This window comes from Roseateles saccharophilus (assembly GCF_031458095.1).
Taxonomy (GTDB): domain Bacteria; phylum Pseudomonadota; class Gammaproteobacteria; order Burkholderiales; family Burkholderiaceae_C; genus Pelomonas; species Pelomonas saccharophila_A.
This window is the reverse complement of sequence record NZ_JAVDXU010000001.1, coordinates 1,485,631-1,508,156: the sequence shown is the minus strand read 5'-3', so window position 1 is coordinate 1,508,156 and position 22,526 is coordinate 1,485,631. Positions and strand designations below refer to the sequence as shown.

Below are 22,526 nucleotides of genomic sequence, written 5' to 3'. Positions count from 1 at the left end.
GACCGCGCCGATCGAAACGTCCCGGCGAACGTCTGTGGCGAGCGCTTTTCGTGAGGCGCCCGGCCCCCTCCTTCGGCGCCAGGGCGAACCCTGGGCCGAGCAAGCGGCTGTTGCCTCCTGATCGACCGGGCAGGCGGCCTTTCCTCGGCCGCGCTGTCCGCCCAGGTGGGTGAATCCGTTGACGGGGCGAGCGCGTAGGTCAACGCATGGCAGCCCGCCCTCGAAAAGGGCCGTGTGACGGCGGCTGCGCTGGCACCGGCCTGAACAGCCCAGCCCCGACAATGCGGCGATGACCGATACCGCTTTCGACCGCCTGCCCCTCAGCCCCGCCATGCTGGCCAACCTCGGTCAGCTGGGCTATGCGCAGATGACGCCCATCCAGGCCGCCAGCCTGCCGCTGGCCCTGGCCGGCAAGGATGTCATCGGCGAGGCGCAGACCGGTTCCGGCAAGACCGCCGCCTTCGCCATCGCGCTGCTGCATCGCCTCAAGGCCGACCTGCCGCGCGTGCAGGCCCTGGTGCTGTGCCCGACGCGCGAGCTGGCCGACCAGGTCACCCAGGAAATCCGCCGCCTGGCCCGCGCCGCCGACAACATCAAAGTGCTGAGCCTGTGCGGCGGCAGCCCGATGAAGCCGCAGATGGAAAGCCTGTCCTTCGGCGCCCATATCGCCGTCGGCACGCCGGGTCGCCTCATCGACCATCTGGAGCGCGGGTCGCTGGACCTGTCGGCCCTCAACACCCTGGTGCTGGACGAGGCCGACCGCATGCTGGACATGGGCTTCGTCGACGACATCAAGACCATCGCCAAGCGGGCGCCCGCCAACCGCCAGACCCTGCTGTTTTCGGCGACCTTCCCCGAGGGCGTCAACGACATTGCGGCCAAGTTCATGCGCGAGCCGCAGACCGTGAAGATGGCCGGCGCGACCAGCGCGGCCGCCTCCACCATCCGCCAGATCGCCTTCGAGGTCAGCGACGCCGGGCGGCTGGACGCCGTGCCGCGCCTGCTGCGCGCCTTCCGGCCCGAGTCGACGATCGCCTTCTGCAACACCAAGCAGCAATGCCGCGACCTCGAAGCCGTGCTGGCCGCCCAGGGCTTTGTCGCCCTGGCCCTGCATGGCGATCTCGAGCAGCGCGACCGCGACCAGGTGCTGATCCAGTTCGCCAACCGCAGCGCCTCGGTGCTGGTGGCCACCGACGTGGCCGCGCGCGGCCTGGACATCGCCAACCTGGCCTGTGTCATCAATGTCGACATCAGCGCCGACGTCGAGCAGCATGTGCACCGCATCGGCCGCACCGGCCGCGCCGGCGCCGAAGGCCTGGCCCTGAGCCTGGCCAGTCTCGACGAGATGGGCCGCATCGGCCGCATCGAGCAGCTGCAGGGCGAGGAGTTCAAGTGGCAGCCGCTGGACGGCCTCAAGGACGCGCCCGGCGGCCCGCTGCTGCCGGCCATGGACACGCTGCAGATCCTGGGCGGCCGCAAGGAAAAGATCCGCCCCGGCGACATCCTCGGCGCGCTGACCGGCGAGGCCGGTTTCGCGGGCACGCAGATCGGCAAGATCAACGTGACCGACTTCCACAGCTATGTGGCCGTCGAGCGTTCCATTGCCAAGGAAGCAGTGAAGCGCCTGTCGCTGGGCAAGCTCAAGGGCCGTAAGGTCAAGGTCCGCCGCCTGGCGGATTTGACCGACGACTAATTCAACCCCTGCTTGGCCCGTTCGCGGGCCATGTAGTTGGCCTGGTCGCGATCGCGATCGCGCTGCACGCGGGCCTCGCGGGTTTCCCAGTCGCCGCAGCTGAAATAGGAGCCGCCGAACAGCCAGCCCAGCAGGCTGGAGTCGTCGACCGCCTTGCCTTCGCCGGCCGTGCAGATCATGGCCGCCTTGGAGCTGCTTTGCTCGGCCAGGGCTTCCTGCACGAGCATGGAACGCGACATCAGCACCGAGGCCGGCATGGCCACGGCCAGCAGCACGCCGCCGATGACAAAGCCCTTGGTCCAGCGCGGCAGGGCGCCGGAGGCGGCGGCCGGTGTGGCCGCCGGGCGTGCCGGTGTCGGCTGCGGCCGTTGGTAGGGGAGGGTGGCCGTGAAGCTGGTGGCCTCGGTCGCCGTGCGGGTCTGGTCGTCACCGCGCCGGCCGCCGGTCCCGCTGAGCAGCCGGGGCTGGGCCGGGCGGTTCTGCGCGGGCGTGGACGGGGTGGTGGGCATGGCGTCGGCCATGCTAGGAGGCCGGCGCCGGCGTGGTGTGAGCAATTGCAAGCACGGCGCTTTGCAAGCCGTCAATCGTGCAGGAAATCACGGGTTGGCCCTAACGCCCCGGTTCCCGCTACATTCGGGCCGACGCCGCCTTGCCCATGATGCTCAGACGCGACCTGCTCAAGGGAATGCCCGCGCTGCTCGCCACGGCAGCCGGGCCGGCACTCGCTCAGGAGCTGATGCTGACGCTGCGTGCGCCGGACAGCGAGACCGACCTGCGCAACGCCTATGTCCGCGATGCCGTGCAGCTGGCCCTGGACAGGACGCGGGCGACCGACGGCGCCTACCGCCTGCAGCTGTCAGCGCCCATGAACAAGCGCCGCGCCCTGCTGGAGGCGGCCCAGCAGAGCGCGCCCAATTTCCTTGTCGTCACCGGGCCGGATGCGGGCCGGGCGGCCGGGCTGGTGCCGGTGCCTTTTCCCATCCATCTGGGCGTGAACCGCTACCGCGTCTGCTTTGTGCATGCGCCCCATCGCGCCCTGGTGCGCGAGGCCGACACGGTCAGCGCCGTGGCCCGGCTGCGCCATGTGCAGGGTCGGGGCTGGGCCGATGCCGACATCCTGCGTGCCAACGGCTTCACGGTCGCCGAGGTCAATGGCTACGAGGGCCTGTTCCAGATGGTGGCCCTGGGTCGCGCCGACCTGTTCTGCCGCAGCGTGCTGGAGGTGGGCGAGGAGGCCAAGGCCCATGCCGGGCTCAAGGGCCTGGCCCTGGACGACAGCCTGCTGCTGGCCTATGACCTGCCGCAGTACATCTACACCCACCCCGGCAACCAGATCGCGCTCGAGCGCATCGGCCGAGGCCTGCGCCAGGCCTATGCGGACGGCTCGCTGCAGGCCCTGCTGCGCCAGCATCTGCAGCCTTCTCTGACCCTGCTGAACCTGCCGCAACGCCGGCTGATGACGCTGAACGTGCCCAGCCCCGCCATCGTCGAGATGAATGACCGGCCCTTCCAGATCGACTTGCTGCGCTCGCCGCCGCGTTAGGACCTGCAACGGGCGTGACATGTTGGCGCCGGGGCAGGCAACTGCGGGGGGCGATGAGCGCGGCTGCGACCTTTTCACGCGCAAGGGCCTCACGCGGCGCCTAGTCTGCAAGCAAGACGAGGTGCATCATGAACTCACGCCCCATGCCCCTGATGTGTGACAACTACGAGTTGCGTTTCGAGTCCCTGTTCCAGGCCGGCCGCGCACTCGCTTTCCCCTGCGACGCGCAGGGTGGCGTGCGACTGGATTCCCTGAGCGACCGGGCGCGCCAGAACTATCTGTTCGCGCGCGCCGTCGTCGGCCGCGAATACGCCACACCCATCGTGCTGCGCTGCGGCGGCGCCCGCGACTGAGCAGGCCGGCGGCCCGCGCTCTTGCGCCAGGTCAAGGTCCGGGGGCCTGGCCTTGGTTCAATGCCTGCATGTACAAATCATCGGGAGACCAGCCCCAGCGCTGGATGGCCGTGCGCCGGCGCGCGGTGTGCGTGGCAGGCCTGTCATTCGGGTTGCCGGCAGGGCCGCTGCTTGCGGCCGAAGAGTTCGTGCTGCGCATCGAGACCATCCAGTCCGAGCCATTCGGCCGCGCCGGGCCCCCGGGGCCGGGCGGTTTGATGTACGACATTGGCAACCTGATTGCCCAGCGCGCGGGTCTTGCAGTGCGCAACCGCGTGGTGCCTTATGCCCGCACGGTGCTCAGCCTGCAGGATGGCGTGTCTGACGTGGTGCTGCGTTTCTCCAATGACGAACTCAAGGCCGTCGCACAGCAGGTGGCGCCGGTGCTGACCCTGCCGACGGTGGTGGTGAGCCGCCGCGACGCCCCGCTGCGTCGGTTGGAGGATCTGGCGCACCTGTCGCTGGCCGTGCCACGCAGTTTTCCGATGCCTGAAGAGCTGGTCAGCCTGGCCGGGCTGCGCGTGCAGGCGGTGAACAACAACGAGCATTCCATCCAGATGCTGATGGGCAGGCGCGTGGACGCCGCCTACGGTAGCAACCTCGGGCTGTTTGGCGCAGCACGTGGACTGGGGCTGCGCATGGAAGAATTTGCGCGCCCTTTGCTCGTGGAGCGCCAGACCTTCTGGTTGCATCTGTCCCGGCGCAGCGCCACGCCCGAGTTGATCGATCGATTGACGAAGGCTGTCGAGTCCCTGCAGCGCGACGGCAGCATCGCCCGGCTCTACCAGCGGGCGCTGCTGGAATTTGGCGACGACCGCATGCCGGCCTGAGGCCGGCGCCCTCGATCAGCGACTGAAGCTGTCCTTCAGCCCGGTGATCTTGTTGAACACCGGCTTTTCCGCGCGGTGGTCGACGCGGTCAGTGACGAAATAGCCATGGCGCTCGAACTGCCAGCGCGCATCTGAAGGCGCGTTTGCGAGCGAGGGCTCGACGAAGGCCTGCACGATGCGCAGCGAGTTCGGATTCAGGAACTCGATGAAGTCGCGGCCGCCGGCGTCGGGCTGGGCCTCGGCGAACAGGCGCTCGTACAGGCGCACCTCGGCCTGCACCGCCTCGTGGGCACCCACCCAGCCGATGGTGCCCTTGACCTTGACGGCGTCCGCGCCCGGCGTGCCACTCTTGGTGTCGGGGATGACGGTGGCCAGCGCGGCGGTCACGTTGCCTTCGGCGTCCTTTTCGGCGCCGGTGCACTCGATGATGTAGCCGGCCTTCAGGCGCACCTTGTTGCCCGGGAAGAGGCGGAAATAGCCCTTGGGCGGCACTTCCATGTAGTCCTCGGCCTCGATCCACAGCTCCGGGCCGAGCGAGAACTGACGCAGGCCCAGCTCAGGCTTGTGAGGGTGGGCGGCCGTCTCGCAGGGCTCGCGGTGCTCGGCGCTGCCGAAGACCTCGGCGTAGTTGGTCAGCTTGAGCTTGAGTGGCTGCAGCACCGCAAAGGCGCGCGGGGCCTGCGGCTCGAGGTCGGCGCGCAGGGCCTGGTCGAGGACGGTGTCGTCGATCCAGGCGTTCTGCTTGCTGGCGCCGGTGGCCTCGACCATGGCGCGCAGGCTGGCCGGCGTGAAGCCGCGGCGGCGCAGGCCCACCAGTGTGGGCATGCGCGGGTCGTCCCAGCCGTTGACGTGGTTCTCCTCGACCAGCTGGCGCAGCTTGCGCTTGCTGGTGACGACGTAGTTCAGGTTGAGGCGGCCGAACTCGACCTGTTGCGGCAGCGGGCGGGCCAGCATGCCGAGATCGGCCAGATGCGCCAGCAGCCAGTCGTAGAAGGGCCGCTGGTCTTCGAACTCCAGCGTGCAGATGCTGTGGGTGATGCGCTCCAGCGCGTCCTCGATGGGGTGGGCGAAGGTGTACATCGGGTAGATGCACCATTTGTCGCCGGTGGCATGGTGTTCCGCATGCTTGATGCGGTACAGCGTCGGGTCGCGCAGGTTGATGTTGGGCGAGGCCATGTCGATCTTGGCGCGCAAGACCATGGCACCGTCGGCATGCTGGCCGTCGCGCATCTCGCGCAGTCGGGCCAGGTTCTCGGCCGGCGTGCGATCGCGGAAGGGGCTGTTGACGCCCGGCTTGCCGAAGTCGCCACGGTTGGCGCGCATGTCCTCGGCGCTCTGCTCGTCCACATAGGCGTGGCCGGCGTTGACCAGGGCTTCCGCGGCCGCGTACATGAAGTCGAAATAGCTGCTGGCCTCGAACAGGTTGTCGCCCCAGCTCCAGCCCAGCCACTGCACCATTTCCTTGATGGCGTTGACGTACTCCAGCTCCTCCTTCTCGGGGTTGGTGTCGTCGAAGCGCAGATGGCAGGCGCCGCCGAAGTCGCGCGCCAGGCCGAAATTCAGGCAGATGCTCTTGGCGTGGCCGATGTGCAGATAGCCGTTGGGCTCGGGCGGGAAGCGGGTGCGGATGCGCGCCTCGTCCAGCGGGCCGGCGGCGTGGTGGGCGGCGTCGCCCGGCGTGCCGGCAAAACGGCGGCCGCTGAAGGTGCCCGCTTCGAGGTCGTTCTCGATGCGCTGGCGCAGGAAATTGCTCGCCGGGGCGGGCGCAGGGGAGTTTTGGCTCATCGTCGACTCAGGAAACGGAAGCGGGCCGCTTTCTCAGGCCCGCGATGGCGACGATTCTAAGGACGGGGCGGCTGGGCCCTCAGCGGCAGGCGCACATGGGCCAGGCCGATGCTGATCCAGACCGCAACGCTGAAGTACAGCGTCATCCAGACCACCTCGCTGCGCCAATGCGCCCAGTCGTGCGAGACGGTCCAGCGGCTGGACGCGTCCGCCACGCCGGCTGCCAGCGTCGCGTAGGTCCGGCCGGCGGCCTCGTCGGCCACCCAGCGAGCCCAGTACATGGGGACGTCGACGGCGAACATATAGGCGGCATACAGGCCGCCCGCGGCGATGGCCAAGGCCAGCCAGCGCCGGCCGCGGGCGCTCGCCCGGGGCCACATGGCCAGCAGGGCCAGCACGCTGAGCAGGGCAGCCGTGCCCCACAGCGTCTCCTCGACGACATGGCCGATATTGCGCGTCGTCAGCACCGCATACCAGGAGTTGATCTCGGCAATCGCGATCAGCGGCACGATGGCGTGGGCCACGTGCAGGCCGAAGCGGTGGCCCGTGGTCAGCGCGCCGCCGCGCAGCAGCAGGGCCCATTGGGCAGCAAAGCTCAGCTCGGCGATGGTGGCGACGCTGCGTCCGACGAGGACGCTGGAGGCCCAGGAATCGACCATGACGACGCGCGGCACGTCAAAGACCGGCAGGAAGCAGCGGTAACCGCAGCCCAGCACGTACAGGGCCGACAGCAGCAATTGCAGGCGCTGGTGGGGCCAGGTCGTGCCGTCGGGGCGGTTGCGGTGCAGCCAGGCGGTCGAGGCCGTCCAGGCGATTAGGTTGAGGCCGGCGATGGCGCAGAGCAGATGCCACCAATAGGTCGCGTCGGTCATGGCGTCTCCTTATTCCGCCTTCCGCGGTCGCCCCGTTTTCACCGGCGCCAGGCGGTCCAACGCTGCCGCCAGGTCCTTGGCGTCCAGCAGGGCGAGTGCCTGCAGGCCGGCGCGCAGCAACTCGCTTTTCTTGGCCTCGCGCTTGACCTCGTGGAGCCGGTCCTTCAGCGCCTTCAGCAAGGCGTAGTCGGCCTCCGGCATGGTGAAGCCGTCGCGCACGAGCTTGGCGCGCTCGACGGGGGCGGGTTTGCGGTGTGGGCTCATAACGATGAAAACCGTTTATACGGTTTTCGTCGCCGGTCCGCTATCGCGCGGCTACAGGGCCTTGAAACGAATTGCGTGCACGCGGCTGACGGTCAGCTTCTCGGGTCTTTGGCGCAGCTCCAGCAGCACGGTGCCGTTCTCCTGGCGCAGCGCGCGGGCGACGGCGTCGATGTGGACGACGGTGGAGCGGTGCACCTGCCAGAAGCGCTCGGGGTCGAGCTGCGGGACGAGTTCGCGCAGCGACACCCGCACCCAGTAGTCGCGCTGGGCCGTCACGGCGCGCACGTATTTGTCGGCGGCCTCCAGGTAGACGATGTCGTCCATGGGCACCAGCTCGATGGCGTCGCCAACGGCCGCCTGTAGATGGCGCAGCCGTGGCGCCGGCGCGCTCGCCTGGGTCAGCAACTGGCGCAGCGCGGCCAGGGTCGCGTCGCCCGCGGTGGGCTGGGCCAGGCGGGCCTGCAGCCGCGCCACGCTCTGGGCCAGGCGCTCGGACGTGACCGGCTTGAGCAGATAGTCGGCGGCCGCAGCCTCGAAGGCCTGCAGCGCGTACTGGTCATAGGCGGTCACGAAGACGAACAGGGGCAGGGCGCCGACGTCTTCGGGCCAGTCCTCGCTGATGGCCTGGGCGGCCTCCAGCCCCGTCATGCCGGGCATGCGGATGTCGAGAAAGCAGACCTGAGGGCGATGCTGCAGCGCCAGCTCGACGGCGGCCGTGCCGCTGCCGGCCTGGGCGACGATGTCCAGCGCCGGCCAGGCGGTGGCCAGCTCGGCGCGCAGGTTCTCGGCGAGCAGGGGTTCGTCTTCGGCGATCAGTGCAGTGGTCATGACGGGATCTCGATGCGGGCGACACTGCCGCCGCCGGGTTGAGGCCTGAGTTCAAAGCTCGCTGCGTTGCCATAGCGCTGGGCGAGACGCTCTCGCACCTGAGAGAGGCCGAATCCCGTGCCAGGCAGGTCCGTTGCTTGAACCAGCCCGGCGCCGCTGTCGGCCACTTCCAGCACCAACTGCTTGCCATCGCGAGCCGCCGTCACGCGCAGCTCGCCGCCGTCCACATGCGGCTCCAGCCCATGCTTGATGGCGTTCTCCACCAGCGGCTGCAGCAGCAGCGGTGGGATGGCGATGCCGGCGAGGTCGGCCGGCAGCTCCAGCTTCACGCGTAGGCGCTCGCCCATGCGCAGCTGCATCAGCGCGAGGTAGTCCGACAGGCGCTCGAACTCGTCGGCGAGCGGGTGCTCGGTGGCGCGGCTGGCCTGCAGGGTGGCGCGCAGATAGTCGATGAGGCGGTCCAGCATGCGCTGGGCCTCGTCGGGCCTGAGCTTGATCAGCACGCGCAGATGGGCCAGGGTGTTGAACAGCATGTGCGGTTCGAGCTGGCTTTGCAGCAGCGTGAGGCGCGCCTCGGCGGCCTGGCGCAGCGCCTGGGCTTGTTCCAGCCGCAGCGCATTCAGCCGGAACAGCACGAAGAAGAAAAACGTGCCCAGCACCGACACCAGCAGCACGAAGCCTACCGACAACGCGGCGCGGCCCTGGGGCATGTTCCAGGGCCGCACGGCGTGGCGGCCGCTGATCAGGTCGCCCAGCCACAGGCCGCCGGCATAGCCGGCGAGGGCTCCCAGCAGCACGCAGGGCGCCACCCAGCCCCAGCCTATCCAGCCGTGGCGCAACTCGGGCAGGTCACCGCGCTGGAGCCGCAGCGCCCGGGTGACGCCCGTCATCAGCAACTGGATGTAGAGCGAGATCTGCGTACCGACGGCAAAGGAATACAGCATCGCAATGCCGAAGCTGCCGCCCTGCATCAGATAGTTCAGCAGGCCGACGACGACGCAGATCAGCGCGGTGCCGCCGAGATGCGTCCACCAGCTGTGTCGGGAATCAGGGAGCGTCATGGCGCCAGCATCGCGTCGCCGGCCCCATGGCGCCAGCAACACGCGACGAGTAGGGCTGTGCTGGCGCGAATGGCGCCCGCGTCAGCGCCGACGGCTGCCACCGCCGCCCAGGATGCTGCCCAGCACGCCGCGGATGATCTCCCGGCCGACGGCCGAGCCGATGCTGCGCACGGCCGACTTGGCCGCCGTCTCGGCCAGGCCGGCATGGTGGGCGCCGCGCGGGCCGGTGGTGCCGAACAGCACGTCCTTGAGGCTGTCCATCATGCCGCCGCCGGCGGGTGCCGGTGCAGCGGCGCCGCCCTGGGGCGCCGGGCCAGCCGCGACGCCACCGCTCGAGGGCGCTGCCGCGGCTTTGCCGCTGAGCTTCTCGTAGGCGGACTCGCGGTCCAGCTGCTTCTCGTAGACGCCGGCGACCAGGGAGTTGGCCACCAGGGCCTGGCGCTGCTGGGCTGTGATGGGGCCGATCTGGCTGCCGGGCGGCAGCACGAAGACGCGCTCGGTGATGCTGGGGCGGCCGTGGTCATCCAGCAGGCTGACGAGGGCCTCGCCGACGGCCAGCTCGGTGATGGCAGTGGCGATGTCCAGCCCCGGCTTGGCGCGCATGGTGTCGGCCGCGCTCTTGACGGCCTTCTGGTCGCGCGGCGTGAAGGCGCGCAGCGCGTGCTGGACGCGGTTGCCCAACTGGCCCAGCACGGCGTCGGGGATGTCCAGCGGGTTCTGGGTCACGAAATAGACGCCCACGCCCTTGGAGCGCACCAGGCGCACGACCAGCTCGATGCGCTCCACCAGCGCGTCGGGCGCGTCCTTGAACAGCAGATGGGCCTCGTCGAAGAAGAACACCAGCTTCGGTCTCTCCAGGTCCCCCACCTCGGGCAGGGTCTCGAACAGCTCGGACAGCATCCACAGCAGGAAGGTCGCGTACAGCCGTGGCGCGTTCATCAGCTTGTCGGCGGCCAACACGTTGATGACGCCGAGACCGCCTTCGGTCTGCATGAAGTCGGCGATGTTGAGCATGGGCTCGCCGAAGAACTTGTCGCCGCCCTGGGCTTCGATCTGCAGCAGGCCGCGCTGGATGGCGCCAACGCTGGCGGCCGAGACATTGCCGTACTGCGTGGTGAACTGACTCGCGTTGTCGCCCACATGCTGCAGCATGGCGCGCAGGTCCTTCAGGTCCAGCAGCAGCAGGCCGTGGTCGTCGGCGATCTTGAACACCATCTGCAGCACGCCGGCCTGGGTCTCGTTCAGGGCCAGCATGCGGGACAGCAGCAGCGGCCCCATGTCGGAGACGGTGGCGCGCACCGGGTGGCCCTGCTCGCCGAACACGTCCCACAGCGTGGTGGGGCAGGCCAGTTTCTCGGGCGCCTCCAGGCCACGGTCCTTCAGCACGCCCAGCAGCTTGTCGCTCGGGTTGCCGGTCTGGCTGATGCCCGTCAGGTCGCCCTTCACATCGGCCATGAAGACGGGGACTCCCAGGCGGGAGAAGCTCTCGGCGAGCTTTTGCAGGCTGATGGTCTTGCCGGTGCCGGTGGCGCCGGTGATGAGGCCATGGCGGTTGGCCAGTGCCGGCAGCAGCAGGCACTCGGTGTCCTTGTTGCGGGCAAGCAGGATGGGATCGGCCATGTCAACGGGTCCTTGGAAAGTCTTGGGTCGGAGTCTATTGCGGGCCGGCTGTCCACCCCCTTGATCGAGGCGGCGCGGGCCGGCCGCCGCCTTCAGAATCCGACGCAGACAGGGAGAGCAAGATGGAGAAGAACATCCAGCCTGCTGCCCGCAATGGTGTCGCCATGCCTTGCCGGCCGGCCTCCCGGCACCGCCCTCAGCAGACCTGTCTGTGAGGCTTCGTAAAATGCCGGTTTTCTCAGAACCGCACAGCGTCAGGGCTCCCGAACATGGCAGGACATTCCAAATGGGCCAATATCCAACATCGCAAAGGCCGCCAGGACGAGAAGCGCGGCAAGATCTGGACGCGCATCATTCGTGAAATCACGGTGGCGGCCCGCCAGGGTGGCCCGGACATCAAGGACAACCCGCGCCTGCGCCTGGCTGTCGACAAGGCCAAGGCGGCCAACATGCCGGCTGACCGCATCAAGTACAACATCGACAAGGCCAGCGGCAACATCGATGGCCTGACCTATGAGGAAATCCGCTACGAGGGCTATGGCATCGGGGGTGCGGCCATCATGATCGACACGATGACGGACAACCGTGTCCGCACCGTGGCCGAGGTGCGCCACGCCTTCAGCAAATACGGCGGCAACATGGGCACGGACGGCTCGGTGGCCTTCCAGTTCAAGCATTGCGGTCAGTTGCTGTTTGCGCCCGGTACCTCGGAAGACAAGGTCATGGAAGTGGCCCTGGACGCCGGCGCCGAGGACGTCATCACCGGTGAAGACGGCGCCATCGAGGTGCTGACTGCGCCCGCCGACTACGAAGTCGTCAAGGCCGCGCTGGAGGCCGCCGGCCTCACCCCCGAGCTGGCCGAGGTGACGATGCGCGCCGAGAACACCATCGAGCTGAGCGGCGAGGACGCCGAGCGCATGCAGAAGCTGCTGGATGTCATCGAAGACCTGGACGATACGCAAGCCGTCTATCACAACGCCGAGCTGAACTGATGCGAGTCCTTGTCATTGGCAATGGTGGCCGCGAACACGCGCTGGCCTGGAAGCTGGCCCAGGGCGAGCGCGTCAGCCAGGTCTATGTGGCCCCCGGCAACGGCGGCACGGCGCGCGACGAGCGCCTGGAGACCGTGCCCATCGGCATGACCGATGTGAAGGCCCTGGCCGACTTCGCCGTCGAGCAGAAGATCACGCTGACCGTCGTCGGCCCCGAGGCGGCCCTGGCGGCCGGCGTCGTCGACGAGTTCCGCGCGCGTGGCCTGCGCATCTTCGGCCCCACCAAGGCGGCCGCCCAGCTCGAGAGTTCCAAGGCCTTTGCCAAGGACTTCATGAAGCGCCACGGCATCCCGACCGCGGCCTACGAGACCTTCTCCGACCCGGCCGCTGCCCACGCCTATGTGGACGGCCGTGGCGCCCCCATCGTCATCAAGGCCGACGGCCTGGCGGCGGGCAAGGGCGTCGTCGTCGCGATGACGCTGGAAGAGGCCCATGAGGCCATCACCTGGATCCTCGAAGACAACAAGCTGGGCGTGACCCACAACGCCGGCGGCGCGCGTGTCGTCATCGAGGACTTCCTCGCCGGCGAGGAGGCCAGCTTCATCGTCGTCTGCGACGGCAAGCATGTGGTGTCCCTGGCCACCAGCCAGGACCACAAGCGCCTGCTGGACGGCGATGCCGGCCCCAACACCGGCGGCATGGGTGCCTACTCGCCCGCGCCCGTTGTCACGCCCAATGTGCATGCCAAGGTCATGCACGAGATCATCCAGCCGACCATCGCCGGCATGGCCAAGGACGGCCATCCCTTCACCGGCTTCCTGTATGCCGGCCTGATGATCGACGACCACGGCCAGCCGCGCACCGTCGAGTTCAACACCCGCATGGGCGACCCCGAGACCCAGCCCATCATGATGCGGCTCAAGAGCGATCTCTTCGAGCTGATGATGCACGCCACCGACGGCACGCTGGACCAGGTCGAGCTGCAATGGGACCGCCGCGTGGCGCTGGGCGTCGTGCTCGCCGCCGAGGGCTATCCGCTCAATCCGCGCAAGGGCGACGCCATCACCGGCCTGCCCGACGACGAGGACGAGGCCATGGTCTTCCACGCCGGCACGGCCATGGCCGACGGCCAGTTGGTGACCAGCGGCGGCCGCGTGCTGTGCGTGACGGCCCTGGGCGAGTCGGTGCGCACGGCGGCCCAGCGTGCCTACGACACGGCCTCGGGCATCCAGTTCGCCGGTCGCCAGTACCGCTCCGACATCGGCCATCGGGCCATCAAGCGTTGAGCCAGGCTCCCGCCGTCCTGACCGGGCCGCTGCATCCCCACGGCCACCAGAGCCGTCTGGCGCGGGCGGTGCTGCGCCTGTTCGGCTGGCGAGTGGAGTCGCCCGGCCTGCCGGCGCAGCAGGGCGTCATCCTGGTCTATCCGCACACCTCCAACTGGGACTTCGTCGTTGGCATCCTCGCCAAATGGGCCCTGGGCCTGCAGCTGCGCTTCTGGGGCAAGGACAGCCTGTTCAGGGTGCCGCTGCTGGGCCGCTGGGTGCGCTGGGTCGGCGGCGTGGCGGTAGACCGCAGCAGCCGCCACGGCATCGTCGGCGACACCGTGAGGCAGATGCGCGAGGCGGCCCTGCGCGGCGAACGCTTCTGGCTGGCCGTGGCGCCCGAAGGCACGCGCTCGCTCGCCGCCGGCTGGCGCACCGGCGCCTACCAAGTGGCCGTGCAGGCCGGTGTGCCGGTCGGCCTTTGTTACTTTGACTTCCAGACCCGGACCGTGTCCCTGACCCGTTTCGTGCAGTTGACCGGTAACGTCGACACCGATTTCGCCGCTTTCGCCGACTATCTCGGCCAGCGTGTGGGCAAGCGCCCCGAGCTGGCCAGCCCCATCCGCCCGCGCTCATGAACACGCAAGCCGTCCGCGACTATCTGCTCGAACTGCAGCAGCGCATCGTCACCGCGCTGGAAGCGGCCGATGGCAATGCCTTCCTCAGCGACGGCTGGACGCGCGAGCCCGGCGGCCGGCTCGAGGGCGACGGCCTGTCTCGCCTCATCGAGGGTGGTTCGGTGTTCGAGCGCGGCGGCGTCAACTTCTCGCATGTGAAGGGCCGCGTGCTGCCGCCCTCGGCCACCCAGCACCGCCCCGACCTGGCCGGCGCGCCTTTCGAGGCCATGGGCGTGTCGCTGGTGCTGCATCCGCACAACCCCTTCGTGCCGACGGTGCACATGAATGTGCGCGCCTTCATCGCCCTGCCGCCCGGGCTGCCTGCCGTGACCTGGTTCGGCGGCGGCATGGACCTGACGCCCTATTACGGCTACGAGCGCGATGCCCAGCACTTCCATCGCACCTGCCGCGATGCTCTCGCGCCCCATGGCGGCGAGCTGTATCCGAAGTTCAAGACCTGGTGCGACGACTACTTCTTCCTGAAGCACCGCAGCGAGCCACGCGGCGTCGGCGGCATCTTCTTCGATGATTTCGCCGAGGGTGGGTTCGATGCAGGCTTTGCGTTGATCCGCTCCGTCGGTGATGCCTTCCTGCAGGCCTATCTGCCCATCCTCGAGCGCCGCCAGGGCTATGCCTACGGCGAGCGCGAGCGCGACTTCCAGGCCTATCGCCGCGGCCGCTATGTCGAGTTCAACCTGGTGTGGGACCGCGGCACGCTGTTCGGCCTGCAGTCCGGCGGCCGCACCGAATCCATCCTGATGTCGATGCCGCCGCAAGTGAAGTGGCGCTACGACTGGTCGCCCGAGCCGGACACGCCCGAGGCGCGGCTGTACAGCGACTTCCTGCGCCCGCGCGACTGGGCCGACGAAACCCCGACCGCGCTATGGCTGTGAAGCTCGCCATCTTCGGCGGCAGTTTCGACCCGCCCCATCTCGGTCATCTGGCTTTCGCCCGCTTCGCGCTGGAGGCGCTGGCGCCGGACCGCCTGGTCTGGCTGCCCGCGGGCCGGCAGTGGCAGAAGCCCGACCAGATCATGGCGGCCGCTGTGCATCGCTCGGGCATGATCCGGCGCCTGATCGCCGGGGAGCCGCGTTTCGTCCTCGATGATCGCGAACTGCACCGCCGCGGCCCCAGCTTCACGGCCGACACGCTGCGCGAGTTCGCGGGCCAGAACCCGGGCGTCGAGCTGATGTTCTTGATCGGGCAGGACCAGTATGCGCGGCTGCCGACCTGGTATCAGGTCGAGACCGTGACGGCCCTGGCCACCCTGGTCGTCGTGCCGCGTGCCGGCGAGGCCGTCATCACGCCGCCGGGCCTGCCGCCCCACCGCCTGCAGGTGCTGGCCCTGCCCGAAATACCCCTTTCGTCCACCGCCGTTCGCGACGCCGTCGCGCGCGGCGAGGACATCAGCCCCATGGTGGGCGCCGAGGTGGCGAGCTATATTGCCTCGCACCGCCTCTACGAGAAGAAGTAAGAATGGACATCCGCAAGCTGCAACGCGCCATCGTCGATGGTCTCGAAGACGTGAAGGCCCAGAACATCGTCGTGTTCAACACCGAGCATCTGTCGCCGCTGTTCGAGCGCGTCATCATCGCCTCGGGCACGAGCAACCGTCAGACCAAGGCCCTCGCGTCCAGCGTGCGAGAAACGGTCAAGGGCCGCGGCATGCAGGTCATGCGCACCGAGGGCGAGGACAACGGCGAATGGATCATCGTGGACTGCGGCGCCGCCGTCGTGCACGTGATGCAGCCCGCCATCCGCGACTACTACCACCTCGAGGAAATCTGGGGCGACAAGCCCATCAAGCTCAAGGTGGCCAGCGGCGAGACCAAGCTGGTGAAGGCCTCGGAAGAGCCGGCGCCGGCCAAGAAGGCGGCTCCTGCAAAGAAGGCAGCGCCGGCCAAGAAGGCCCCGGCGGCCAAGAAGGCGGCGCCCGCAAAGAAGGGCGTCAGCCGCGTCGTTGGCAGCAAGACGCCTGCCGCCAAGACCATCAAGGTCGGCGCGGCCAAGCCGGCAGCCAAGAAGGCAGCAGCGCCCGCCAAGAAGGCCGCTGCTGTGAAGAGCCCTGCCAGGAAGGCCGCACCCGCCAAGACGGTCGCCAAGAAGGTCGTCGCCAAGAAGGCGCCGGCCAAGAAGGCAGCCAGCAAAAAGGGCTGATGCGCCTGCTGCTTGTCGCCGTGGGCCAGCGCCAGCCGGCCTGGGCCGACACGGCCTACGAGGACTTCGCCAAGCGCTTCCCGCCCGAGCTCAGGCTGGAGCTGAAGGCCGTCAAAGCCGAGACGCGCGGCAGCAAGACGGCCGAGCAGCTGATGGCGGCCGAAGCGGCGCGCATCGAGGCCGCCTTGCCCAAAGGTGTGCGCCGCATCATCCTGGACGAGCGCGGCGAGCGCCGCACCTCGGTGCAACTGGCCGAGAGGCTCAAGCTCTGGATGGGCGAGGGGCGCGATGCGGCCCTCATCATCGGCGGCCCCGATGGCCTGCATCCCGACCTCAAGGCCACGGCCGACGAAACCCTGCGCCTGTCCGACCTGACCCTGCCGCACGCCTTCGCCCGCGTGCTGCTCGCCGAAGGCCTGTATCGCGCCTGGACCGTCACGACGGGGCATCCCTACCACCGTGAATAAATTGACAACCCCCGAGACGACTTTGTCGTCGGCCCCCCGAGGGGGCGCAACCGGCTTGGGGCGGCCCGGCGCCGGTTTCGTCTACCTCGCTTCGCAGAGTCCGCGCCGCCGCCAGCTGCTGGAGCAGATCGGTGTGAAGCACGAGCTGTTGCTGCCCGGTGCGGACGAGGATGCCGAGGCGCTCGAGGCCGTGCAGGCCGACGAGGTGCCGGAGACCTATTGCGCCCGCGTCACCGCTGCCAAGCTCGATGCCGCCTTGATGCGCCTGGCCGCGCGTGACCTGCCGCCGGCGCCCATCCTGTGCGCCGACACGACGGTGGCCATCGATGGCCTCATACTCGGCAAGCCGGCGGACGAAGCCGATGCGACGCGCATGCTGGGGCTGATGTCGGGCCGCAGCCACCGCGTCATCACGGCGGTGGCGGTCGCTGACGCGACGCGACGAGTGGCGACGCTGAACGTGTCCGAAGTCGAGTTCGCGCAGCTGTCTGCTGCGCAGATCGAGCGCTACGTCGCCAGCCGCGAGCCCTTCGGCAAGGCGGGCGCCTACGCCATCCAGAGCCAGGCAGCTGCCTGGATCGTGAAGATTGCCGGCAGCTACTCGGGCATCATGGGGTTGCCCCTCTTTGAGACAGCCCAGCTGTTGGACAAATTCGGCTTTGAGTTCTGACGCTTGAGTTTTGATGCATGCCGCTCCGGCCGGCGGCAAGCATCAGCATTCAAGGATGAGAGATGGAAGACATCCTGATCAACTGGTCACCGCAGGAGACGCGAGTGGCCGTGGTCGAGAACGGCGCCGTGCAGGAACTGCACATCGAGCGCACTTTGGAGCGGGGCCTCGTCGGCAACGTCTACCTCGGCAAGGTCGTGCGCGTGCTGCCCGGCATGCAATCGGCCTTCATCGACATCGGCCTGGAGCGCGCCGCTTTCCTGCACGTGGCCGACCTGCACAGCGCCTCGCAGTTCGGCCATGGCCGGCATCAGAACGCCCATGGCGTGGAAGTGCCGCCGACGCCCATCGAGCGCCTCGTCTTCGAGGGCCAGCCGCTGACCGTGCAGGTGATCAAGGATCCCATCGGCACCAAGGGTGCGCGCCTGTCCAGCCAGATCAGCATCGCCGGGCGCATGCTGGTCTATCTGCCACAGGATGAACACATCGGCATCAGCCAGAAGATCGGCTCGCCGGAGGCGCGTGAAGCCCTGCGTGCCCGCATGGTCGCGCTGGTCGGCACCAAGGAGCAGGGCGGTGGCGGCGGCTTCATCCTGCGCACGAATGCGGAAGATGCGTCGGACGAGGAGCTTGGCGCCGACATCGCCTATCTGCGCAAGACCTGGCAACAGATCCGCGAGAAGGCGTTGACGACGCCGCCGGCCAGCCTGCTGCACCAGGACCTGAGCCTGGTGGAGCGCGTGCTGCGCGACCTGACGAGCGAGCGCACGGGCTCCATCCGCATCGACTCCAAGATGCAATACGACGTGCTGCGCGCCTTCGGCGAGACCTTCATGCCGGCGGCCACGGCCAAGCTCGAGCATTACCGCGGCGAGCGGCCCATCTTTGACCTGTGCAATGTCGACGCCGAGATCGCCCGGGCCCTGGCGCGCAAGGTGGAGCTGAAGTCGGGCGGCTCGCTGGTCTTCGACCAGACCGAGGCGATGACGACCATCGACGTCAACACCGGCGGCTTCGTCGGCGCCAAGAACTTTGACGACACCATCTTCAAGACCAACCTCGAAGCGGCGGGCGCAATAGCCCGCCAGCTCAGGCTGAGGAATCTTGGCGGCATCATCATCGTCGACTTCATCGACATGACGCGCGAGGAGCACAAGACGGCCGTGCTGGCCGAGTTCCGCAAGCAGCTGGGGCGCGACCGCACCAAGGTCACCGTCGGCGGCTTCACCCAGCTTGGCCTGGTGGAGATGACGAGGAAGCGCACCCGCGAATCGCTGGCCCGCATGCTCTGCGAGCCCTGCCCGACCTGCGAAGGCCGCGGCCAGGTCAAGACGGCGCGCTCGGTCTGCTACGACATCCTGCGCGAGATCCTGCGCGAGGCGCGCCAGTTCTCGCCCAGGGAGTTCCGCGTCGTGGCCGCCGCCAATGTGGTGGAGATGATGCTGGACGAGGAGAGCGCCCATCTGGCCGGCCTGTCCGACTTCATTGGCAAGCCCATCTCGTTGACCGCCGAGCCGACCAACCAGACCGAGCATTACGACATCGTCTTGTTGTGAGCCCCTCGCCTGGCCTCGCCGCGCTGAACGCGGGCGAGTCCAATCGGTCTTGCAGACCGCGCTGCGGCAGACGCCGCAGCTCTTCAGCAGGCACATGCCGCCCACTGGGCGCCATGGGTCCGGCTTCAGCCCCCGCGGGGACGGCGATGCACGTGGCATGGAGCCCCGTGCACATCGCCCGCGGGCCAGCTTGGGAGCGGCCCGGCGCTTTCCCGCGCTGCAAAACCGTGTGAAGGCGACGCGGTCTTGTCCGACGTTACAACTGGCGCGGCTGCGGCAAAATCGCGCGCCATGCTCGCATCCCTTGCAACCGTCTCCCGCCGCCGCAGCCTTGCGGCCCTCGCCGCGCTGGGCGTCGGCCCCGCACTCGCCCAGGTCCGCATCGACATCGCCGGCTATGGCGGTTCGCGCTACCCCATGGCCATCGTCGACTTCCGCGACGACGCCAAGGCCTCGACCCAGCCCATCGCCGCCATCGTGCGGGCCGACCTGGAGCGCAGCGGCCTGTTCCGCAGCGTCGACGCGCCGCCGGGCCTGAGCGAGACCAGCAGCCCCGCCTGGGCCGAGTGGAAGGCCCGCCAGGCCGACGCCCTGGTCGCCGGCTCCGTCACCCGCCTGGCCGATGGGCGGCTGGACATCCGCTTCAAGCTGTGGGACGTGGCCAAGGGGACCGAACTCGTCGGCCAGGCCCAGGCCGTTCATCCCGACGATGCCCGCCTGGCGGCCCATCGCATCGCCGACACCATCTACGAAAAGCTGCTGGGCGACAAGGGCGTGTTCGCCACGCGCATGGCCTATGTGACCAAGGCCGGCCCGCGCTACAGCCTGGTCGTCGCCGATGCCGACGGCGAGGGCGCCAAGGTCGCCTTGACCAGCCCCGAGCCCATCATCTCGCCGGCCTGGGCACCCAATGGCCGCGAGCTGGCCTATGTGAGCTTCGAGAGCCGCAAGGCCACGGTGCGCATCCAGGACGTGCTGACCGGCGGCCGCCGCGTGCTGGCCGATTTCAAGGGCACCAACAGCGCGCCGGCCTGGTCGCCCGACGGCTCGCAGCTGGTGCTCAGCCTGTCGCGCGAGGGCGGCACCCAGCTTTTCGTCATCAACCGTGACGGCTCGGGCCTGCGCCGCCTGACGCAGAGCGGCTCCATCGACACCGAGGCCTGCTACTCGCCCGACGGCAGCAAGATCTACTTCGTCAGCGACCGCGGCGGCGGCCCGCAGATCTACCGCATGCCCGCTGCGGGCGGCAGCGCCGAGCGCGTGACCTTCAGCGGCAGCTACAACATCAGCCCGGCCGTCAGCCCCGACGGCCGCACGCTGGCCTACATCACGCGCCTGAACGGCGCCTTCCGCCTGACGGTGATGGACCTCGGCACCGGCCAGTCCCAGCAGATCAGCGAGAGCAGCGACGACGAGAGCCCGGCCTTTGCGCCCAACGGCAAGCTCATCGTCTATGCCACCCGCGCCGGCGGCAAGGAAGTGCTGATGACGACGACGCTGGACGGCAAGATGAAGACGCCGCTGCTCGTCACTTTGGTAGAGGTTCGCGAACCCACTTGGGGTCCATTTACACGCCAGTAACTTGACAACCCGCACCATGTTGGACAATGCAGCGCCCGCGCCGCTGATGGTGCCGAGCCCCCATCCCCCCGCCCCCCGTCTGTTGTGGAGACCCTTCGAATGAAACCGACCCTGTATGTGCTCACCCTGATTGCTGCTGCCGCTGCCCTGGCCGGCTGCAGCTCTGCCGTCAAGCTGGACGAGCCCAAGGATGTGCCGGTCGAGACGCGCCAACCTGCCCAGCCTCCCCAGGCGCAAAGGCCTGCCGAGCCGGCTCAGACCAATGTGCCGACGGTGGACCTGTTCGAGCAGTACACCCGCGAGGTCAATGCCAGCGGCAAGCGCGTCGTCTACTTCGACTTCGACAGCGACGTCGTCAAGGAAGAGTACCGCCCTGTGGTCGACCTGCATGCCAAGCGCCTGAAGGCCCGTCCCCAGGCCGCCCTGATGCTGGAAGGCCACACCGACGAGCGTGGCGGCCGCGAGTACAACCTGGCCCTGGGCCAGCGCCGCGCCGAGGCCGTGGCCAAGTCGCTGACGCTGCTGGGTGCCGGTGGCAACCAGGTCGAAGCCGTCAGCTTCGGCAAGGAGCGTCCGGCCGTGCAAGGCAGCGGCGAAGAAGCCTGGGCCAAGAACCGCCGCGTCGAACTGAAGGACAAGTGATAGTGATGCGAGTGCTGCGACTGTCGCTCATGGCGCTCGCCGTGGGCGCGGCCTTCATGCAGCCGGCCCGTGCCGGCCTGTTCGAGGATGACGAAGCCCGCAAGGCCATCCTCGACCTGCGTGCCAAGGTCCAGGCCAACGAGGATGCCGCCAAGCGGCGCGACGAGCAGATCAATGCCTTGATCCAGGATCAGATCCAGCCGCTGCGCCGCAGCATGCTGGACCTGAACGGCCAGATCGAGGCGCTGCGTGCCGAGATCGCCAAGCTGCGCGGCGCCAACGAGCAACTTGCTCGTGACCTGGCCGACACGCAGCGCAAGCTGACCGACCAGTCGCAGTCCGTCGAAGCCCGCTTCAAGCCCCTGGAGCCGCAGAAGGTCAGCCTCGATGGCCGCGAGTTCCAGGTCAGCCCGGACGAGCGCAACCAGTACGAAGCCGCCATCGGCCTCGTGCGCCGCGGCGACTTCGCCGAGGCCGTGGCCGCGCTGAACGCCTTCCTGAAGCGCTACCCCGCCAGCGGCTACACCGACTCGGTGCGCTTCTGGCTCGGCAACGCCCAGTACGGCAAGCGCGACTACAAGGACGCCATTGCCACCTTCAAGACCTTCATCGCCGGCAATGCTGACCATCCGCGCGCCGGCGAAGCCCTGCTCGCCCTGGCCAACTGCCAGATCGAGCTGAAGGACAACAAGGGCGCGCGTCGCAGCCTCGAAGACCTCATCAAGGCCTATCCCGGCACCGAGGCCGCGCAAGCGGGCAAGGAACGCCTGCACGCCTTGAAGTGATGACGGATCAGCTCGAGGCTGATCTGGAGCGCCGCTTCGGCGGCCTGCGTCGCCTGCACGGCGACGCCGCTTACCAGCGCCTGCGCACCGCGCGTTTCGCGGTCGTGGGCCTGGGAGGTGTCGGTTCCTGGGCCGTCGAGGCCCTGGCGCGCAGCGGGGTTGCCGCGCTGACGCTGATCGACCTGGACCAGGTCTCCGAATCCAACATCAATCGCCAGATCCAGGCCCTGGGCTCGACCGTCGGCATGGCCAAGGCCGAGGCGCTGAAGGCCCGCATCGCCGACATCCATCCCGGCTGCGCCGTGCGCGTCATCGAGGAATTCGTCGAGCCTGAGAACTGGCCGGCGCTGATCGATGATGCCGAGTTCGACGGCCTCATCGACTGCTGCGATCAAGTGCGCGCCAAGGCCACGCTTGCGGCCTGGGCGCGCGAGCAGGGCCTGCCTTTCGTGACCGTGGGTGCCGCGGGCGGCAAGCGCGAGCCGCATCGCGTGCAACTCGACGACCTCAGCGCGACGACGCATGACCCGCTGCTCGCTTCGCTGCGCCAGCGCCTGCGCAAGCAGCACGGCGCACCGCGCACGGGCAGGATGGATGTGGCCTGCGTCTATTCGCGCGAGCCGGTGCATCTGCCGCAGCAGGAAGAGGGCGAAGCTTGTGATGTGGATGGCAGCCTGAACTGCCACGGCTATGGCTCCAGCGTCACCGTCACGGCGACCTTCGGCCTGTGCGCCGCGGCCGAATTGCAGCGCCTGCATCTGGCCCGGGTCAGGTCTTGATCACGCACATCAAAAAGTATTGCCGCGCTCGCAAAAATCTGCCTATAATGGCGGGCTCTGCTTGACG

At 68.6% G+C, this 22,526-nt stretch carries 24 protein-coding genes; 17 read left to right on the top strand and 7 right to left on the bottom strand.

What is annotated here, in order from left to right; all coding sequences use genetic code 11:
* The first annotated feature begins 289 nt into the window (after positions 1-289).
* Positions 290-1,693, top strand: coding sequence for an ATP-dependent RNA helicase DbpA (gene dbpA, locus J2X20_RS06965; protein WP_310262743.1), 1,404 nt, complete (start codon positions 290-292; stop codon positions 1,691-1,693).
* Here the strand turns inward: dbpA and J2X20_RS06960 are convergent.
* On the bottom strand, positions 1,690-2,202 hold the full coding sequence (locus J2X20_RS06960; protein ID WP_310262739.1) for a hypothetical protein: 513 nt from the start codon (positions 2,200-2,202) through the stop codon (positions 1,690-1,692). The genes dbpA and J2X20_RS06960 overlap by 4 nt on opposite strands.
* Positions 2,203-2,348: 146 nt before the next feature.
* Here J2X20_RS06960 and J2X20_RS06955 point away from each other — a divergent pair, with 146 nt between their 5' ends.
* The 3 genes from J2X20_RS06955 (at position 2,349) to J2X20_RS06945 (ending at position 4,458) form a co-directional block, all read left to right on the top strand.
* Positions 2,349-3,236: a hypothetical protein gene (locus tag J2X20_RS06955; protein WP_310262737.1), complete on the top strand. Its 888-nt coding sequence runs from the start codon at positions 2,349-2,351 to the stop codon at positions 3,234-3,236.
* A gap of 128 nt (positions 3,237-3,364) precedes the next feature.
* Positions 3,365-3,589: a hypothetical protein gene (locus J2X20_RS06950; protein WP_119043205.1), complete on the top strand. Its 225-nt coding sequence runs from the start codon at positions 3,365-3,367 to the stop codon at positions 3,587-3,589.
* Positions 3,590-3,693: 104 nt separating this feature from the next.
* Positions 3,694-4,458, top strand: coding sequence for a substrate-binding periplasmic protein (locus J2X20_RS06945; RefSeq protein WP_310262731.1), 765 nt, complete (start codon positions 3,694-3,696; stop codon positions 4,456-4,458).
* Positions 4,459-4,473: 15 nt separating this feature from the next.
* On the opposite strand, the gene J2X20_RS06940 is transcribed toward J2X20_RS06945, so the two are convergent.
* The 6 genes from J2X20_RS06940 to J2X20_RS06915 all read right to left on the bottom strand — a co-directional run bounded on the left by J2X20_RS06940 (position 4,474) and on the right by J2X20_RS06915 (position 10,888).
* Complete coding sequence (locus J2X20_RS06940; RefSeq protein ID WP_310262727.1) at positions 4,474-6,243, bottom strand: glutamine--tRNA ligase/YqeY domain fusion protein; 1,770 nt, start codon at positions 6,241-6,243, stop codon at positions 4,474-4,476.
* 56 nt (positions 6,244-6,299) lie between these two features.
* On the bottom strand, positions 6,300-7,115 hold the full coding sequence (locus tag J2X20_RS06935) for a hypothetical protein (RefSeq protein WP_310262724.1): 816 nt from the start codon (positions 7,113-7,115) through the stop codon (positions 6,300-6,302).
* A 9-nt stretch (positions 7,116-7,124) separates the two neighbouring features.
* Positions 7,125-7,379: a hypothetical protein gene (locus J2X20_RS06930; protein WP_310262722.1), complete on the bottom strand. Its 255-nt coding sequence runs from the start codon at positions 7,377-7,379 to the stop codon at positions 7,125-7,127.
* A 51-nt stretch (positions 7,380-7,430) separates the two neighbouring features.
* Positions 7,431-8,207: a LytR/AlgR family response regulator transcription factor gene (locus tag J2X20_RS06925; RefSeq protein WP_310262719.1), complete on the bottom strand. Its 777-nt coding sequence runs from the start codon at positions 8,205-8,207 to the stop codon at positions 7,431-7,433.
* Positions 8,204-9,268, bottom strand: a complete 1,065-nt coding sequence (locus J2X20_RS06920) for a sensor histidine kinase (protein ID WP_310262717.1) — start codon at positions 9,266-9,268, stop codon at positions 8,204-8,206. The genes J2X20_RS06925 and J2X20_RS06920 overlap by 4 nt, the downstream gene beginning before the upstream one ends.
* Positions 9,269-9,349: 81 nt before the next feature.
* Positions 9,350-10,888, bottom strand: a complete 1,539-nt coding sequence (locus J2X20_RS06915) for a helicase HerA-like domain-containing protein (RefSeq protein WP_310262714.1) — start codon at positions 10,886-10,888, stop codon at positions 9,350-9,352.
* A gap of 269 nt (positions 10,889-11,157) precedes the next feature.
* Between J2X20_RS06915 and J2X20_RS06910 the strand changes: the two genes are divergently transcribed.
* From J2X20_RS06910 to J2X20_RS06850, 13 genes are all read left to right on the top strand, one after another.
* Complete coding sequence (locus tag J2X20_RS06910) at positions 11,158-11,880, top strand: YebC/PmpR family DNA-binding transcriptional regulator (RefSeq protein WP_310262712.1); 723 nt, start codon at positions 11,158-11,160, stop codon at positions 11,878-11,880.
* Entirely contained in the window at positions 11,880-13,166 is a 1,287-nt protein-coding gene (purD, locus tag J2X20_RS06905; RefSeq protein WP_310262709.1) for a phosphoribosylamine--glycine ligase, read from the top strand. Before J2X20_RS06910 ends, purD begins: the two co-directional genes overlap by 1 nt.
* The gene (locus tag J2X20_RS06900; RefSeq protein ID WP_310262707.1) at positions 13,163-13,783 is read left to right on the top strand and encodes a 1-acyl-sn-glycerol-3-phosphate acyltransferase; all 621 of its coding nucleotides are present in this window, start codon (positions 13,163-13,165) and stop codon (positions 13,781-13,783) included. Before purD ends, J2X20_RS06900 begins: the two co-directional genes overlap by 4 nt.
* Positions 13,780-14,715, top strand: coding sequence for an oxygen-dependent coproporphyrinogen oxidase (hemF, locus tag J2X20_RS06895; protein WP_310262704.1), 936 nt, complete (start codon positions 13,780-13,782; stop codon positions 14,713-14,715). The genes J2X20_RS06900 and hemF overlap by 4 nt, the downstream gene beginning before the upstream one ends.
* Positions 14,706-15,296 carry a nicotinate-nucleotide adenylyltransferase gene (gene nadD / locus J2X20_RS06890; protein ID WP_310262702.1) on the top strand — a complete coding sequence of 197 codons (591 nt, stop codon included), beginning with the start codon at positions 14,706-14,708 and terminating at the stop codon, positions 15,294-15,296. The genes hemF and nadD overlap by 10 nt, the downstream gene beginning before the upstream one ends.
* Before the next feature lie 2 nt (positions 15,297-15,298).
* Complete coding sequence (gene rsfS / locus J2X20_RS06885) at positions 15,299-15,979, top strand: ribosome silencing factor (protein ID WP_310262700.1); 681 nt, start codon at positions 15,299-15,301, stop codon at positions 15,977-15,979.
* A complete protein-coding gene (gene rlmH / locus J2X20_RS06880; RefSeq protein WP_310262697.1) occupies positions 15,979-16,446 on the top strand; it encodes a 23S rRNA (pseudouridine(1915)-N(3))-methyltransferase RlmH in 468 nt (155 codons plus the stop codon). The genes rsfS and rlmH overlap by 1 nt, the downstream gene beginning before the upstream one ends.
* A 55-nt stretch (positions 16,447-16,501) precedes the next feature.
* Positions 16,502-17,116, top strand: coding sequence for a Maf family protein (locus J2X20_RS06875; RefSeq protein ID WP_310262694.1), 615 nt, complete (start codon positions 16,502-16,504; stop codon positions 17,114-17,116).
* Between the two features lie 62 nt (positions 17,117-17,178).
* Complete coding sequence (rng, locus tag J2X20_RS06870; RefSeq protein ID WP_310262691.1) at positions 17,179-18,672, top strand: ribonuclease G; 1,494 nt, start codon at positions 17,179-17,181, stop codon at positions 18,670-18,672.
* Between the two features lie 291 nt (positions 18,673-18,963).
* Positions 18,964-20,253, top strand: a complete 1,290-nt coding sequence (gene tolB, locus J2X20_RS06865; protein WP_310262690.1) for a Tol-Pal system beta propeller repeat protein TolB — start codon at positions 18,964-18,966, stop codon at positions 20,251-20,253.
* A gap of 99 nt (positions 20,254-20,352) precedes the next feature.
* Positions 20,353-20,895 (top strand): peptidoglycan-associated lipoprotein Pal, encoded by a 543-nt coding sequence (gene pal / locus J2X20_RS06860; RefSeq protein ID WP_310262687.1) that lies wholly within the window; start codon positions 20,353-20,355, stop codon positions 20,893-20,895.
* A 5-nt stretch (positions 20,896-20,900) separates the two neighbouring features.
* Positions 20,901-21,680 (top strand): tol-pal system protein YbgF, encoded by a 780-nt coding sequence (ybgF, locus tag J2X20_RS06855; protein ID WP_310262683.1) that lies wholly within the window; start codon positions 20,901-20,903, stop codon positions 21,678-21,680.
* The gene (locus J2X20_RS06850) at positions 21,680-22,459 is read left to right on the top strand and encodes a tRNA threonylcarbamoyladenosine dehydratase (RefSeq protein WP_310262679.1); all 780 of its coding nucleotides are present in this window, start codon (positions 21,680-21,682) and stop codon (positions 22,457-22,459) included. The genes ybgF and J2X20_RS06850 overlap by 1 nt, the downstream gene beginning before the upstream one ends.
* Positions 22,460-22,526: the final 67 nt, after the last annotated feature.

Coding starts and splice junctions, on each gene's coding strand:
- dbpA (WP_310262743.1), top strand. CDS start 290: ATGACCGATACCGCTTTCGACCGCCTGCCCCTCAGCCCCGCCATGCTG.
- J2X20_RS06960 (WP_310262739.1), bottom strand. CDS start 2,202: ATGCCCACCACCCCGTCCACGCCCGCGCAGAACCGCCCGGCCCAGCCC.
- J2X20_RS06955 (WP_310262737.1), top strand. CDS start 2,349: ATGATGCTCAGACGCGACCTGCTCAAGGGAATGCCCGCGCTGCTCGCC.
- J2X20_RS06950 (WP_119043205.1), top strand. CDS start 3,365: ATGAACTCACGCCCCATGCCCCTGATGTGTGACAACTACGAGTTGCGT.
- J2X20_RS06945 (WP_310262731.1), top strand. CDS start 3,694: ATGGCCGTGCGCCGGCGCGCGGTGTGCGTGGCAGGCCTGTCATTCGGG.
- J2X20_RS06940 (WP_310262727.1), bottom strand. CDS start 6,243: ATGAGCCAAAACTCCCCTGCGCCCGCCCCGGCGAGCAATTTCCTGCGC.
- J2X20_RS06935 (WP_310262724.1), bottom strand. CDS start 7,115: ATGACCGACGCGACCTATTGGTGGCATCTGCTCTGCGCCATCGCCGGC.
- J2X20_RS06930 (WP_310262722.1), bottom strand. CDS start 7,379: ATGAGCCCACACCGCAAACCCGCCCCCGTCGAGCGCGCCAAGCTCGTG.
- J2X20_RS06925 (WP_310262719.1), bottom strand. CDS start 8,207: ATGACCACTGCACTGATCGCCGAAGACGAACCCCTGCTCGCCGAGAAC.
- J2X20_RS06920 (WP_310262717.1), bottom strand. CDS start 9,268: ATGACGCTCCCTGATTCCCGACACAGCTGGTGGACGCATCTCGGCGGC.
- J2X20_RS06915 (WP_310262714.1), bottom strand. CDS start 10,888: ATGGCCGATCCCATCCTGCTTGCCCGCAACAAGGACACCGAGTGCCTG.
- J2X20_RS06910 (WP_310262712.1), top strand. CDS start 11,158: ATGGCAGGACATTCCAAATGGGCCAATATCCAACATCGCAAAGGCCGC.
- purD (WP_310262709.1), top strand. CDS start 11,880: ATGCGAGTCCTTGTCATTGGCAATGGTGGCCGCGAACACGCGCTGGCC.
- hemF (WP_310262704.1), top strand. CDS start 13,780: ATGAACACGCAAGCCGTCCGCGACTATCTGCTCGAACTGCAGCAGCGC.
- nadD (WP_310262702.1), top strand. CDS start 14,706: ATGGCTGTGAAGCTCGCCATCTTCGGCGGCAGTTTCGACCCGCCCCAT.
- rsfS (WP_310262700.1), top strand. CDS start 15,299: ATGGACATCCGCAAGCTGCAACGCGCCATCGTCGATGGTCTCGAAGAC.
- rlmH (WP_310262697.1), top strand. CDS start 15,979: ATGCGCCTGCTGCTTGTCGCCGTGGGCCAGCGCCAGCCGGCCTGGGCC.
- rng (WP_310262691.1), top strand. CDS start 17,179: ATGGAAGACATCCTGATCAACTGGTCACCGCAGGAGACGCGAGTGGCC.
- tolB (WP_310262690.1), top strand. CDS start 18,964: ATGCTCGCATCCCTTGCAACCGTCTCCCGCCGCCGCAGCCTTGCGGCC.
- pal (WP_310262687.1), top strand. CDS start 20,353: ATGAAACCGACCCTGTATGTGCTCACCCTGATTGCTGCTGCCGCTGCC.
- ybgF (WP_310262683.1), top strand. CDS start 20,901: ATGCGAGTGCTGCGACTGTCGCTCATGGCGCTCGCCGTGGGCGCGGCC.
- J2X20_RS06850 (WP_310262679.1), top strand. CDS start 21,680: ATGACGGATCAGCTCGAGGCTGATCTGGAGCGCCGCTTCGGCGGCCTG.